Origin of the sequence: Mariprofundus sp. KV (genome assembly GCF_013387475.1) — a bacterium.
In the GTDB taxonomy this organism is placed as follows: domain Bacteria; phylum Pseudomonadota; class Zetaproteobacteria; order Mariprofundales; family Mariprofundaceae; genus Mariprofundus.
This window is the reverse complement of sequence record NZ_VWNB01000005.1, coordinates 66,659-80,528: the sequence shown is the minus strand read 5'-3', so window position 1 is coordinate 80,528 and position 13,870 is coordinate 66,659. Positions and strand designations below refer to the sequence as shown.

Annotated in this window: 13 protein-coding genes; 6 read left to right on the top strand and 7 right to left on the bottom strand. The window is 52.8% G+C overall.

Annotated elements, in window-relative coordinates:
* Positions 1 to 41 precede the first annotated feature (41 nt).
* The 4 genes from F3F93_RS05345 to F3F93_RS05330 all read left to right on the top strand — a co-directional run bounded on the left by F3F93_RS05345 (position 42) and on the right by F3F93_RS05330 (position 2,739).
* Positions 42 to 659 (top strand): L-threonylcarbamoyladenylate synthase, encoded by a 618-nt coding sequence (locus tag F3F93_RS05345; protein ID WP_176958134.1) that lies wholly within the window; start codon positions 42 to 44, stop codon positions 657 to 659.
* A gap of 85 nt (positions 660 to 744) precedes the next feature.
* A complete protein-coding gene (locus tag F3F93_RS05340) occupies positions 745 to 1,278 on the top strand; it encodes a YqhA family protein (RefSeq protein ID WP_176958133.1) in 534 nt (177 codons plus the stop codon).
* A gap of 6 nt (positions 1,279 to 1,284) precedes the next feature.
* A complete protein-coding gene (locus F3F93_RS05335) occupies positions 1,285 to 1,986 on the top strand; it encodes an ion channel (RefSeq protein WP_176958132.1) in 702 nt (233 codons plus the stop codon).
* A gap of 243 nt (positions 1,987 to 2,229) precedes the next feature.
* Positions 2,230 to 2,739, top strand: a complete 510-nt coding sequence (locus F3F93_RS05330) for a glycine zipper domain-containing protein (protein WP_176958131.1) — start codon at positions 2,230 to 2,232, stop codon at positions 2,737 to 2,739.
* A 102-nt stretch (positions 2,740 to 2,841) separates the two neighbouring features.
* Here the strand turns inward: F3F93_RS05330 and F3F93_RS05325 are convergent, their stop codons facing one another.
* Genes F3F93_RS05325 through gatC form a run of 5 tightly spaced genes read right to left on the bottom strand, consistent with a single transcriptional unit; the run spans position 2,842 to position 9,898 of the window.
* Entirely contained in the window at positions 2,842 to 4,044 is a 1,203-nt protein-coding gene (locus F3F93_RS05325) for a pyridoxal phosphate-dependent aminotransferase (RefSeq protein ID WP_176958130.1), read from the bottom strand.
* 46 nt (positions 4,045 to 4,090) lie between these two features.
* Entirely contained in the window at positions 4,091 to 6,709 is a 2,619-nt protein-coding gene (locus tag F3F93_RS05320; protein ID WP_176958129.1) for a hypothetical protein, read from the bottom strand.
* Positions 6,710 to 6,716: 7 nt separating this feature from the next.
* A complete protein-coding gene (gene gatB, locus F3F93_RS05315) occupies positions 6,717 to 8,150 on the bottom strand; it encodes an Asp-tRNA(Asn)/Glu-tRNA(Gln) amidotransferase subunit GatB (protein ID WP_176958128.1) in 1,434 nt (477 codons plus the stop codon).
* A complete protein-coding gene (gatA, locus tag F3F93_RS05310; RefSeq protein WP_176958127.1) occupies positions 8,147 to 9,616 on the bottom strand; it encodes an Asp-tRNA(Asn)/Glu-tRNA(Gln) amidotransferase subunit GatA in 1,470 nt (489 codons plus the stop codon). The genes gatB and gatA overlap by 4 nt, the downstream gene beginning before the upstream one ends.
* 3 nt (positions 9,617 to 9,619) lie before the next feature.
* On the bottom strand, positions 9,620 to 9,898 hold the full coding sequence (gene gatC / locus F3F93_RS05305) for an Asp-tRNA(Asn)/Glu-tRNA(Gln) amidotransferase subunit GatC (protein ID WP_176958126.1): 279 nt from the start codon (positions 9,896 to 9,898) through the stop codon (positions 9,620 to 9,622).
* 219 nt (positions 9,899 to 10,117) lie between these two features.
* Between gatC and F3F93_RS05300 the strand changes: the two genes are divergently transcribed.
* Entirely contained in the window at positions 10,118 to 10,660 is a 543-nt protein-coding gene (locus F3F93_RS05300) for a hypothetical protein (RefSeq protein ID WP_176958125.1), read from the top strand.
* A 123-nt stretch (positions 10,661 to 10,783) separates the two neighbouring features.
* Entirely contained in the window at positions 10,784 to 11,647 is an 864-nt protein-coding gene (locus F3F93_RS05295; protein WP_176958124.1) for an SH3 domain-containing protein, read from the top strand.
* Positions 11,648 to 11,728: 81 nt separating this feature from the next.
* Here F3F93_RS05295 and F3F93_RS05290 read toward each other — a convergent pair whose 3' ends face one another.
* A complete protein-coding gene (locus F3F93_RS05290) occupies positions 11,729 to 12,436 on the bottom strand; it encodes an alpha/beta fold hydrolase (protein ID WP_176958123.1) in 708 nt (235 codons plus the stop codon).
* Positions 12,433 to 13,866, bottom strand: a complete 1,434-nt coding sequence (purF, locus tag F3F93_RS05285; RefSeq protein WP_176958122.1) for an amidophosphoribosyltransferase — start codon at positions 13,864 to 13,866, stop codon at positions 12,433 to 12,435. The genes F3F93_RS05290 and purF overlap by 4 nt, the downstream gene beginning before the upstream one ends.
* Positions 13,867 to 13,870 lie beyond the last annotated feature (4 nt).

The following is a 13,870-nucleotide window of genomic DNA, read 5'->3' as shown; positions in this document are numbered from 1 at the left end:
GAGAGAGGGCCACCTGCCGATGGCTGAAGGGAGAGGAGAAAATGCATCTGTTTGAACACCTCCGGTTACATCCGGAGCGGCCCCAGATTCGCCAGATTCGGCGCGCTGCTGATCTGCTGCGACAGGGACTGTTTGTTGCCGTGCCGACCGATACTACCTATGTACTGTTGTGTTTGCCTCAGTCAGGTGATGCGATTGCGGATATCCGAAAACTCAGACAGCTGGATGATACGCATATGTGGTCGGTAGTTTGTGCTGACCTGTCGCAGGCTGCAGCCTGTGTACGCATGGATAATCAGGCCCATCGCATTCTTAAGCGCTGCCTGCCCGGTGCCTATACATTCATTCTGCCTGCCAACTCATCATTGCCCAAACGCATTTTCGGTAAACGACGGGATGTCGGAATTCGTATTCCAGATAACCTGATTTGCCAGATGTTACTGGAGGAGATCGGTGAACTGCTTCTGGCTACAACGTTGCAACTGCCGGGACAAAATGAGCCTGAATATGACCCGGATGAGTTTGTACCGAGGCTGAAACATCTCTCCTGTGCCGTGATGGATGCAGGTTGGGGCGGCATGGTTCCAACTACAGTGATTGATATCTGTGAAGGTGAACCGGAGTTACGCAGGTCGGGGGCAGGGGAATGGCCTGTTTGACAGAGTGCTGCTTTTGGCATCAATCCTGCTGGTTATTTTGAAATAATTAATTAGATTCATGCAATAATTATCTGAGAGGGAAGTTATGAAATCGTTTTTTGAAAAAGTTCTGTGGGGTTCACGTTATATGACGCTGCTGGCGGTCTGGTCCTGTATTATCGGCATGACGCTGCTGTTTGTCCTCTCTGCCCTTGATATGGGCAGACTGCTCCTGGAATTTATTGATGTTTATGCCTTTGGGCACGATGTCCCTGATTTTCATACTCAGGTCGTGAGCCATGTTATTACCGCAGTGGATGATTTCCTGCTGGCGATGGTGCTGCTGATCTTCGGTCTTGGCGTCTATGAGCTGCATATTGATAAGATCGATTGTGCCCGTGATAATCCTGCAGCGGGCAAGCTGCTGAAGATCGAGAGTCTTGATGACCTCAAAGACCGTTTGGGAAAAGTGATCCTGATGATTCTTGTCGTGGCATTTTTCAAGAATGTACTGCATGTGAAATTTGATGATCCACTGAATATTCTCTACATGGGTGGCGGTATCTTCCTCGTCTCTCTGGCGCTCTATTTTGGTCACAAGGCGGGTCACAAGGCGGTTACTAAAGTAGCGGAGAAGTAGCTTAGCGTGACACGCAGGCTTCTCTATCAGCGCATCCTCGATGTATCCCTGTTTGTAACTACCCTCGCAGCGGTCGCTACTTCGTTTATCAAGGAGCTCCCTGAGTGGAGTATTATGGCGGTGCTTGTCACCTTTGTGGTGATGTTTTTTGGTCGCTGGTGGATTGCCGAGAACCGCAAAGCCTGGATGAAGTCCAACTGGTTTGATCTGGTGCTGGTGGTGCTGCTCTCATCTCCGATCCTGCGTATGCTGATGGCACTGCGTATCGTGCATCTGCTTCCTGCCCTCAGGCTCGGCGTGCTCATTCGCGCCAACAAAGACCGGCTGCTGCGGTTGCTGGTGCTCTCAGGCGATAGCCTTCCCGCCGCGATGGCAACACTGTTCGGACTCGTATTTATCTTCGGCACGGTCACCTTCTCGCTAGAGCACGGTAGCAATCCACAGTTCGGAGATTTCCAGGATGGTCTCTGGTGGGCTTTTGTTACGCTGACCACCGTTGGTTATGGTGACATTGTGCCGCAGACTCCGGCCGGTCGTGTGGTGGCAGTGATGACGATGATCTTTGGCGTCATCGTCTACTCTCTTGTGGTGGCCAATCTGACCGTGTTCCTGGAGAACTACGGCAAAAAAATCCTTGCAGCAGAAACCGCTAAAAAGGTTGCGGTGAAGGCGGATGCAGCAGTTGAGGTCGATCCTTCCGAGAAATAGAGGTGGTAATGCGCGCTCCCCTCAACTTCTCTCGTGAACTGCTCACCCCCCCGGTTAATCAGTAAAACGATATCATCTGTACATAGATAACTATGGTTGCTTCACAAGGGGACTGGCTGTTAGTGAATGCCAGTGTGATTTTCATCACGTGCGAAATTCCCCCTGAATAGTTGACATAGTCCACTTTATCCAACGTATGATTTTCTTCATGCTTTCTCCATAGCCAATGACAAGGAGGCGACAATGAAAAAGATATTAATAGCTATGGTAGTTGTAACATTCTCATCCGCAACAGCTTATGCCGGCCCGCAGGAGCGTGGTATGGTCACCGGTGCAGCTGTTGGAGCTACAGCCGGAGCAGTAATCGGTTCACAGAGTAATGAGACAGCTCAAGGGGCAATAATCGGTGCGATGTTCGGTGCCATTGCCGGTGCTATCCTCACTGATGCACGTTCTGCTCCCGTCCACTATACAAGCCAAAGGCCCGTTCATGTACAGCCGCGCAAGCCCTACTACGGTGACAGACACGCCCATCGATCTGAATACAGGGGGCGTTATGTGCGGCATGATCGCGGTCACCATCGCTACCAGAAGCAGGCACATGAACGTCACGAGTACCGCGAGCATCATCGTGACCATAGCAGGCATCTTCAGCCTCCACAGGCTCGAGCTAACGATTCGAACCAATACAGAAATCGTCTGATTCAGGCGAACAACAGAAGAGTGGAGCACTACGCACACTCAGGCAGGTAGTCTCGATTCGGATGCGGTGGTGCTAACACACTGCCGCATCAAGGTTTGAAGATAAAAAAGGGGCGCTATTAGCGCCCCTTTTTTATGTATAGAAGAAGCGTGTTATTTAAGTGAGGCAGCAGCTTTTGCGATGCGATCTACCGCATCTTCCAGCGTATCCTGACTGACCGCATAGGAGAAGCGAAGGTGGCCGGGAGAGCCGAACTCGGTTCCGGGTACCAGTGCAACACCAGCCTCTTCAAGCAGCCATTCACAGGTTACGACATCATCGCTTAGTGTCATGCCCGAGGGCGTTGTTTTACCGATCCAGCCAGCGATTGACGGGAAGACGTAGAAAGCACCATCGGGAACGATGGCCTGCATGCCGGGAATGGCGTTAAGCGCCTCGACAAGCCAGTTGCGGCGAACCTCATAGGTGCGAACCATCTCATCGAGCTCATCGGTAGGCCCTGTCAGCGCCGCCAGAGCAGCCTTCTGGGCAATAGAGTTGGGGTTGGAGGTGCTCTGCCCCTGAATCTTGCCCATCGCCTTGATGATGGTGAGAGGGCCGGCACAGAAGCCGATACGCCAGCCGGTCATGCAGTAGGCTTTGGATACGCCGTTAAGGGTAATCGTCTGCTCTTTCAGATCGGGATTGACCTGTGCAAAGGTGGCGAAGGTTTTGCCATCGAAAAGAATTTTCTCATACATATCATCCGTGGCGACGAGCAGGTCAGGATGCTTGCGTACCACCTCACCGATAGCGGCCAGCTCATCAGCTGTATATGCCATGCCGGTGGGATTGGAGGGGGAGTTGAGGAAGAGCACTTTACAGTGGTGGCAGAGCACCTCTTCCAGCTGCTCTGCAGTGATTTTGAAACCACTCTCTGCGCTGGTGTTGACAATCACCGGTGTTCCCTCGGTCAGTTTGACCATATCCGGATAGGAGACCCAGTACGGAGCCGGAATAATCGCCCGTTCACCCGGATTCATCACCGCCATCAACAGGTTGAAGATGCACTGCTTGCCACCGGTTGAGACAAGGATCTCATCAGGGGAGTAGTCGAGGTCGTTATCCCGCTTAAACTTTTCAGCAATCGCTTTGCGCAGCTCCGGTATGCCAGCTACTGCAGTGTAGCGGGTGAAGCCGTCATTGATCGCCGCAATGCCCGCATCACGAGCAGCTTTAGGCGTTTCAAAATCGGGTTCACCGACGGAGAGTGAGATAACACTTTTTCCGGCAGCTCTCATTTCAGCAGCTTTTGCAGTAATCGCCAGAGTGGCGGATGGTTTAACCTGTTGGACGCGGATAGATAGTCGATTCATCCCTTAATGATGCCATAGAAATGTGAATGCTCAAGCGGCTTTTGTATTATTGCAGAAGTTGCCAGGAGGGGACGGGCCACTCACCAGTGATGGAGTAGAGCTGGCTCAGGTCTTTGCTCTGTAGCGTACCCTGTATGGCACCATCAGTGGAGATCTCTGCTTTGCCCTGAAACAGTGACCCTCCCAGATTCAGCCTGATCTGACTGATATCACTCTGCTCCTCACGGATGCGAAAACGAAAACTCAGTTCACGAAAGCCATACGAGATCAACGCAGTATCTTTGATACCAAGATGTTCTGATAGCGATCTGGCTTCACCCTGCCTGATCGACTCGCCACTATAGATCAGAATATCGCCATTACTCAGGTTCCAGCTCTCTTGATTGAGATGGGGGATTTTACCCTGCAATTCAATATTGGCATGCAGCTTACCTTTCAACTCTGACTGCAGAAGTGAACTTAAACCGTTGATCTGCTGCAGTTGCATGTTTTTCAGGCGCACTTTGCCAGCTATGCCATAACTTCCCGCTTCGGGGGTGATCGTCAGTTTTTTTGAGATAAGCTGACCATCTGCGACTGAGACCTGAATGTTCTCAAGGCTTAACTGGCCTCTGTTGATGCGGTAGTAGCCGTGAACGCCCTGCAGTTGATTACCCAGCAGTGTGAGTTGGGCCTGATGGATGCGGCCTCGGATATTCAATCCGCTCAGAGCCTCAGGTAGAGCAGGGTAGCCTTCAGATATTAAAGTTGCGGCAAGCATATCCACATCACCCGTGGCTTTGTTAAAATTGATACCACCTTTGAGCTCTGCTTTGCCATAGGCTCCTTCAACAAGGAGCCTTGGCGATTCGAAAAGACCATGTTTTGCAGTGATGGTGCCGTTGCTGTGCCATGTGGTATCCCCAAAGTTCTGCAGACGCCAAGTGCCACTCATCTGGTCGGCCCAGTTTGCAGTATTTGTACTCGAGCTGTCCCATTTGCTTGCGCCACTTCCCTCGATCAGCCCGCGCAACTCACGCAAATCATAAGGAAGCAGTACGCCATGATGCTGGAGTTGATCAAAATGCAGGCTGAGCTCCTTTATGTCGATCTGTTGCTGCTTGTCACTACCTTTCCACGACGCTTTAACCAGTGTCGAGTTATCCAGCTGACACCCCTCCAATGCGATAGCAGTTGGCATGTTATCGCCGTTAGTCCAGCTTATTTTGGCTTTACCGCTGGCGATAATGGATTCCGGCTTTTTGAACAGCCCGGCATAGGAGATGGCCGCTTTTTTGCCATCAAGATCGAGTTTGAGGGTTTTACCTTTTTTATGCTGCTGCAGCTGAATCACTCCGGTCAAACTGCCGTCACCGTCCAGCTTCGGATCGATCTGCAGCGAACTGAGCAGCAGGTTGGCCAGTGGCTGCCAGAGCGGCGCATCCACCTGAGAGGCTATGATCTGCATATCCTTACTGCCGGAGCGTTTCTGGCTGCTGGTGATGGCCATCTCGCCTGTTGCATCAGGCGAGGTAAGAATGGCTTTGGCAAACCAGCTCTTCTTGTCGCCGCGCAGCTCTTCACTCTGTATATCTAGCGCAGGCAGAGGATATTCTCTCTCACGATAGCGGTAAGAACCATGTTTGAGTTTGAATGCGGCACTACTTTCCCAGCTCTTATCACTCCATAGAATGTGTGCATTAAGGTCTGTTACACCACTGATCTGCTTATGAAATGATACTGTTTCAGGAAGTAACGGCAGCCACGTTTTCAGATCAATGTTGATGGCATCAAGCCCTGTTTCACACTGCTGGTTTCTGCATTCGCCATCAATGGCGATGACCGAGTTGTTATCAAAATGGATAAAGCTGTCGTGCCATGTGAGCAGGCCTGTCTGGGGATGCTCCAGCTTGCCGCGCAGCCTTAGAGGCGGCTCATCACCGTCACCCTTCAGGCTCAGTTCACCGAATACAGCCCATGTCTGGTTGTGGGTGATATCCAGTGTCAGCGAGCCACTGATACTTCCCTCTGACGCTTCAAACCATGCAAATATTGAAGCAGGGGTAACTGCTCGAAGGCGGGCCAGAGGCACGCGATCAAGTTTGAACTTACCAAAGCCGGCTGAAACCTCACCGTTGTAAAAATTAAGACGACCATGGCCACTGAGTGAGTGATCCTGCTGTTGGGCCTTCAGCTCCCACAGTGTTTCACGATTGCTGCCGATATTACGCAGATCCAGATGAAGGTTGTTGAGCAGGTCGGCACCTTCGAAGGTCTGAATTTTGCAGCGGATAAGCTGAATCCGTTCTACAGGCAGTGATGAGATGGCAGAGGAGGTGGGGGCAACTGCTTCCGGACGCACTTTGATAATGGCATCGTGGATGTCGAGGTTGTTGATCTCCAGCTTACCGAGCAGAAGCGGCAGCAGCCTGATGCCGACATCCATATGGCCGGCATCTACCCGGTAGTGCTGCTGTTTCAACGTCACTCCATCCAGGCGCAGGCCGATACCGTGCATGAATGAGAAGGAACTCTCTTTCGCCTCCAGTCCGACCTGTGTGAAACCCTGCAGCTCCTGCAGTACATGGCTGTTCAGGCTTTTGATATCAAGCCTGACCAGCAGTGTTACCACAAGGGCAAGCAGAAGTGCGCCAGCAACAGCCAGCCGACGCACTTTCATGCTCATTTAAGACTCAACCCTTGAGCAGTTCCAGCAGGCGCTGGTTGACCATGCCGGGATTGGCTGTGCCGCGAGATGCTTTCATCACCTGGCCGACAAAGAAGCCCATCAGCTTATCTTTACCGCCACGATAACCCTCTACCTGAGCCGGGTTGGCAGCCATCACCTCAAGGATGATCGCGTCAATCGCGCCAGAGTCACTGACCTGTTTCAGCCCCTTGGCCTCAATGATGGCATCGACGCTATCTGTTGATTCCATCATGGCATCGAACACATCTTTGGCTGCTTTGCCCGAGATGGTGTTATCACCAATACGGTTGAGTAACTCTGCCAGTCGGGCCGCTGAAACAGGTGATTCGGATAGATCTTTGCCTGCATCATTAAGTCTGCCGAGAAGTTCATTGGCCATCCAGTTGGCACAGCGTTTGGGGTCAGCCGGATGTGCTGCAACCAGTGATTCATACCATGCCGCTGACTCAAGCGTCTGGGTCAGCACATCGGCATCGTAAGAGGAGAGACCATATTCGGTTTCAAAACGTTTGCGTAGCTGGCCCGGCAGCTCAGGCATACCGGCTTTGATGGCATCAACCTCCTGCTGAGATACACGCAGTGGTGGCAGATCAGGTTCAGGGAAGTAGCGGTAGTCGTGCGCCTCCTCTTTGCTACGCATCGAGCGTGATTCACATTTAACTGAATCCCACAGGCGTGACTCCTGAACCACTTCACCACCATCCTCGATGATCTCGATCTGGCGCAGTACTTCAAACTCAATCGCCTGCTTGATAAAGCGGAACGAGTTCATGTTCTTCATCTCTGTGCGGGTTCCGAACGGTTCACCCGGACGACGAACCGAGATGTTGGCATCACAACGGAACTGCCCCTTCTCCATGTCAGCACCGGACACACCGAGGAAGCGGATCAGCTGGTGCAGCTGCTTCAGGTAGGCGATAGCCTCATCGGCAGAGCGCATATCCGGTTCGGAAACGATCTCCATCAATGGCACACCGGAGCGGTTCAGGTCGATATGTGATACCGCATCCAGCCCCTCATGCATCGATTTTCCGGCATCCTCTTCCATGTGAATGCGGGTGATGCCGAGGCGTTTTTCACCGCCGTCCTTGGTCGGGATATCGATATAACCACCGACAACCAGCGGCACGGCAAACTGGGAGATCTGATAGCCCTTGGGCAGATCCGGATAGAAGTAGTTCTTGCGATCGAACTTCGATTCCAGATTGATGTGGGCATTAATGGCCAGGCCGGTGAGAATGGTTTTATCAACGGCAACGGTATTGAGAACGGGCAGCTGGCCGGGCATACCGAGGCAGACCGGGCAGGTCTGGGTGTTGGGCTCTGCACCGAACTCGGTGGAGCAGCCGCAGAAGGCTTTGGTGTCGGTGTTAATCTGGCAGTGTACTTCCAGTCCGATAACTACTTCCCAACTCATGACTCACCTCCAAATGCTGCAGGCGATCGGGTTGTCCACTCTGTCGCAGCCTCATAAGCTGCTGCTGCAGAAAGCACGCTGTCTTCACGCCAGGCAGGGCCAATCCACTGCAGGCCAACCGGCAGGTTGTTGGCAAAACCACATGGCTGCGAGAGACCGGGCAGACCGGCCAGATTCACCGCGATGGTAAAGATATCCGAGAGATACATGGTCAGGGGATCATCTGTTTTCTCACCGAGTTTGAAGGCGGTGATCGGCGAGGTTGGGGTGGCAATCACATCAACCTGTTCAAAGGCAGCAGTGAAATCCTGCTGGACGAGTGTGCGCACCTGCTGTGCCTTGAGGTAATAGGCGTCGTAATAACCGGAGGAGAGAGCAAAGGCACCGGTGAGAATACGGCGTTTGACCTCTGAACCGAAACCTTCATCACGTGAGCGGGTGTACATGTCGAGAAGATCTTCCGGGTTGTCACAGCGATGGCCGAAACGTACGCCATCGTAGCGCGACAGGTTGGCTGATGCCTCAGAGGGGGCAATCACATAATAGGCGGCAACAGCATGTTCGGTATTGGGCAGGCTGATATCGATGATCTCAGCGCCCAGCTCTTCACACTTCTTCAGTGCCGCTTCAACAGATGCGCGAACCTCTGCATCCATACCGTCGACAAAGTACTCTTTTGGCTTGCCGATTTTCAGCCCTTTCATATCGCGTGATTCGCAGGCAGCAAGCCAGTCGATGGCAGGTGCATCGGCAACAGATGTGGCATCGCGAGGGTCATGGCCTACAATGGCGCCAGTGATCATGGCGCAGTCTTTGACTGTGCGAGTCATCGGGCCTGCCTGATCAAGGGATGAGGCAAAAGCGATAATGCCGCGGCGCGATACGCGACCATAGGTCGGTTTCAGGCCGGTAATACCGGTTACCGCTGCAGGCTGGCGAATAGAACCACCGGTATCGGTGCCGAGCGCTGCAGGTGTAAGGGCTGCGGCAACAGCAGCGGCGGAGCCACCGGATGAGCCACCGGGGATGCGCTCGGTATCCCAGGGATTACGACAGACACCAAAGGCTGAGGTTTCAGTCGATGAACCCATGGCGAACTCATCCATGTTGGTTTTACCCACCAGTACAGCACCGGCCTCTTTCAATTTGGTGATCACCTCTGCGTCATAAGGGGCATGGAAATCTTTAAGAATATTGGAGCAGCACTGGGTAGGCCCATCCTGCGTGCAGAAGATGTCTTTGACGGCAATAGGCAGTCCTTCCAGCGGGCGTGCGTCATGTTCGCTGCGGTATTTGTCCGATGCTTGAGCCTGAGCCAGTACATGGGCCGGATCGATATGCACAAAGGCATTAAGTTCATCGTTAAAGCTGGCAATGCGATCAAGGTAGAGCCGGGCAACCTCAACGGCTGTGGTTTCTCCGCTGCTTAAGCGGTTCTGAATCTCTGATAATGAAGAAAATGGCATGGTTTATTCGATCACCTTCGGCACAACGTAGAGGCCTGATTCTGTTTTGGGGGCAGGAGCCTGCAGCTCTTCGCGACGGTTGCCATTGGTCACAACATTGGCGCGTAGTGGCATGGCGGCATCATGCGGGTGAGCAGTGGGCGGGACACCATCGGTGTCTACCTTGCCCAGCTGTTCAACATAACCAAGGATACTGGAGAGTTGAGGGCCAAGTTCTGCAGCCTCATCATCGGTCAGGCGGATGCGTGAGAGCATCGCCACTTTTCTTACATCAATTTCCATTCTCTTGCCTCTCATCAACGCAGATGGGACTTTTCCAGTGCGTGATATAAAAAAGATAATCACAGCATGAAAAAACAGCATCTGCGGGATTATCCGGTTTCAAATTCAAATCGCTGCGAAGCATAGCCATAATATGGGTTCGACTCCACCTGTAAGCTTGTCTGGGAATTCTGCTAGTGTGGCGCATCGCGATTGTTAAGCAGGGGGAGGATTGGCAGGTTGACCAGAGTGTTTGCATCAGTGTTACCACTGCTGTTTCTTATCATCTCAGGGTGTGCGGCGCCTCAGCCGCTGAGCAGTGACCGGATAGAGCAGAAGGTTGAGCTGCTAAGTCACGACCTTCTGCAGCTGCACAGCTCGATCAACCCTGACGCTGCCGCTCTGGTCGCAGAGACAGCTATTGAATATAGCAGCGAGCTGGCCAAAATTTACAGGATAACCGGCTCTCCACGTCAGCATAACCTGCTGGTCAATCTTGGTATCAGGCAGCGTGGCCTCTGCTTTCACTGGACTGATGATCTGCTACAAAAGATGCAGAGTCTGAAATCCGAGTATTTCGATTTTCACTCTGCCGTGGCTCATCGTAACAGCGATCTTCGCGAACACTCATCGGTGGTAGTCACCTTCAAAGGGGCACCGTTTTCATCGGGTATCGTACTCGATGGCTGGCGCTACTCCGGTGATCTCTATTGGATTGATATAAACAGTGACAGTTATACATGGTCACCCCGATATCTGAAGCAGAATCGGAAAAATCATTAAATAAAGAGGTCTATCTAATATGCTGCAGGTCACAGCTTCAATAGGGTCGGCCGCCTAATCTCTCAGCTTATGGGTACGCTGAAAAATAAGCGTTTCCTTAAACACCGCAGCGAGGTGACCGGCATGAGTAGTGTAACAATGGATGGATCGCATCACTTGCATAACGATGCGGATAGAAAAAAACGGCTAAAGGCGCATCTTGATGATTTTATCTCCAGTGAGAAGGAGCTCCTCTCGGGGCGAGACGGTGATGTAGAGCTGCAGTACCGACTGGATCACTTTATGCACCGCTTGCATGAACGGGTGGAGGCCTTTGCCAAAGAGCAGCAGCAAAATCTTGCTGATGATCTGCACAGAGCGCCTGAGGCACTAAGTGGAGAATTGCTTGTGGAAGAGCTGCTGCCTGCTTCAGAGGTGTTATATCTTGAGGAGAGTATCGGCGAAGAGAAGGCTGCTGAAGTGATACGCTCGATTGAGGAGGAGTTCGGGGTCTACAGGATCCGCGAACTCAATGTGAAGGAGCATGCAGATCAGAGCTCTAAATCCTACATACTCAGGCAGGGTCTGATCGGTGTGGCGCTTGCCGCGCTGCTTCTCTGGATCACCTGGCCTGCGGCTGAAGTGCTTCCTGTTATGCAGAACTCTACCGTTTCACCTGTTGTGGAAAGAGAGGTCGTTAAAGTTGCGGTTACTGAAACCCTGGTTGCTGAAACAGCGGTCGCGGAAAAGATCGTTTCCCCTGATCCTGCAGTTGTTTCACCCACAGCAGAGGGTGGCGAGACGCTAACCGTGATGAACTATGTCGGTAACGTCAGAAGTAAGCCGAGCGCAAAAGGGGATGTCCTGTTCACGGTCAACAAGGGGGATGTGGTCACCAAGCTTGATACAAAGTGGGGCTGGCACCAGATCCGTTTGCATGACGGCAGAGAGGGTTGGGCCTATGAAGGTCTGTTCGTTGAGCCAAAACCCGTAGTCTCAGAAGAGTAGCAACAGCAGCTGATTTCGTCATTCACTGGCATAAGGGTATTCTCTTATAGGTATTCTCTTATAGATTATTACTGCCTGGCACTACTGTGCCAGAACCCACTCTGCGGTTTGGCGGTAGACAGGCATAGGGTCGAATTTATTTCTGCTCTTGAAGGGGTTAAACCAGAGATTAAGAAAGATCGTCTCATAGTGGTCACAGGGAAGGGTGGCGATGTGTTCCCCCCATGTTGCCGAATTTACTGACACCTGAGCGTCATTATCCCCCTCGATCTGCTGAATAAAGCGGCCATAACGACGCACAATCCAGGGTAGCTCATGCAGTGGGCGAGCTGCGCTATAGCTGCGGCAGATGATGTGCGGCAGATCAGGTGTTCGGGCGTTGAAGCGGTTGATGTTGTCAGTGGTCAGGGAGCGAACGCCGGCAAATAGGCGGAACGGGGAGAAGGAGCTGCAGATCAGATCTGCAGCAGGTGAGCCACGGTGCGGAGTGACCAGTGTGGTCAGGCTTGCCACCTTTGTTGCGCCGCCGAGATGATTGATCCAGTAGCGGGCATCAAGGCCGCCCATGGAGTGGCCAAGCAGATGCAGAGGTCCGGGTTCATGCTCAAGTTGCCGGGCAAGGGCGTAAGCACGCATTTCAAGGGAGCCTGCCCACGGCAGGCCGGGTACAATAACCCTTAATCCCATGCTCTCATAGAGCTGGCGGACGTTTTTGAAATATTCAAGCCAAAACAGTTTTCTGAAACCAAACAGGCCGTGAATCAGAACGACCGTCGGCCGCTGGCTCATTGTTTTTTGTTAAGGATCTTCAGTAGTGAGAGCTGTGGCGAACGCGGCCCTTCAATGGCGACGGGGTAAACACCGGAGAAACAGGCGTCGCAATGACTCTCTCTTGGCTTGCCAACTGCACGGTACATGCCATCAAAGCTGACAAAAGCGAGCGAGTCGGCACCGATCGCTTTGCGCATCTCTTCCAGATCCATCTTGTTGGCCATCAACTCATCAGCATCGGGTGTATCCACACCGTAGAAGCAGGAGTGTTTGGTTGGCGGACTTGATATGCGCATGTGGATTTCGGCTGCGCCGGCAGCACGAACCATCTCAACGATTTTGCGGCTGGTGGTGCCGCGTACAATGGAGTCATCCACCAGTACCACGCGTTTGCCCCTGATCAGTTCACGGTTGGGGTTGAGTTTCAGTTTGACGCCGAAGTTACGGATCGACTGTTTCGGCTCAATAAAGGTGCGTCCCACATAGTGGTTACGGATCAGTCCCATCTGGAACGGAATGCCGGAGGCTTCCGCAAAACCCATCGCCGGTGGCACGCCGGAGTCGGGCACAGGTATCACCAGATCGGCCTCGGCCGGTGACTCTTTGGCCAGCTCCACGCCAATCTGATAGCGCGCCTTGTAGACATTAACCCCCTCCAGCGTGGAGTCAGGGCGTGCGAAATAGACATATTCGAAGACACAGAAGTGGGGTTTGCAGTCGTTACCCAGTGGTTTGTAGCTGGTCAGGCTATTCTCTTCGATGACGACCATCTCACCCGGTTCAACATCGCGCACATATTTGGCGCCGATCAGATCAAAGGCGCAGGTCTCAGAAGCCAGTATCCATGAATCATCGAGCTTGCCGAGCACCAGCGGACGGATGCCATCACGGTCGCGTACGCCAACCAGACGCTTCTCGACCAGCACAAGCAGCGAGAAACCACCGGCCAGCTGCCTGACAGCTTCGGAGAGGCGCTCAGGCATGGTTGCTGCTTTACTGCGCGCAACCAGATGAATCAGCACCTCAGTATCGGATGTGGACTGAAAGATTGAACCCTGCTCCTCAAGCTGTTTACGCAGCTCCGGCGCATTAACGATGTTGCCGTTATGGCACATGGCGATACCGCCATGGGCGTATTCAAAAGAGAAGGGCTGACAGTTGCGTAGTCCTGAATCACCGGATGTGGAGTAACGCACATGGCCGATGCCGTGCCTGCCGGTGAGCTCCTTGATCTCGGATTTATGGAAGATATCAGCGACAAGCCCCATGCCGCGATGGCTGTGAAAGCTGTGGCCATCGGTGCAGACGATACCGGCAGACTCCTGACCACGATGCTGCTGCGCATAGAGACCCAGGTAGGTCAGGTTGGCCGCTTCCGGGTGATCGAATACGCCAAATACACCGCATTCGTCGTGAAAATGATCGTTCTTATCGCGTTCAACGCTCATTGCT

Coding starts and splice junctions, on each gene's coding strand:
- F3F93_RS05345 (WP_176958134.1), top strand. CDS start 42: ATGCATCTGTTTGAACACCTCCGGTTACATCCGGAGCGGCCCCAGATT.
- F3F93_RS05340 (WP_176958133.1), top strand. CDS start 745: ATGAAATCGTTTTTTGAAAAAGTTCTGTGGGGTTCACGTTATATGACG.
- F3F93_RS05330 (WP_176958131.1), top strand. CDS start 2,230: ATGAAAAAGATATTAATAGCTATGGTAGTTGTAACATTCTCATCCGCA.
- F3F93_RS05325 (WP_176958130.1), bottom strand. CDS start 4,044: ATGAATCGACTATCTATCCGCGTCCAACAGGTTAAACCATCCGCCACT.
- F3F93_RS05320 (WP_176958129.1), bottom strand. CDS start 6,709: ATGAGCATGAAAGTGCGTCGGCTGGCTGTTGCTGGCGCACTTCTGCTT.
- gatB (WP_176958128.1), bottom strand. CDS start 8,150: ATGAGTTGGGAAGTAGTTATCGGACTGGAAGTACACTGCCAGATTAAC.
- gatA (WP_176958127.1), bottom strand. CDS start 9,616: ATGCCATTTTCTTCATTATCAGAGATTCAGAACCGCTTAAGCAGCGGA.
- gatC (WP_176958126.1), bottom strand. CDS start 9,898: ATGGAAATTGATGTAAGAAAAGTGGCGATGCTCTCACGCATCCGCCTG.
- F3F93_RS05295 (WP_176958124.1), top strand. CDS start 10,784: ATGAGTAGTGTAACAATGGATGGATCGCATCACTTGCATAACGATGCG.
- F3F93_RS05290 (WP_176958123.1), bottom strand. CDS start 12,436: ATGAGCCAGCGGCCGACGGTCGTTCTGATTCACGGCCTGTTTGGTTTC.
- purF (WP_176958122.1), bottom strand. CDS start 13,866: ATGAGCGTTGAACGCGATAAGAACGATCATTTTCACGACGAATGCGGT.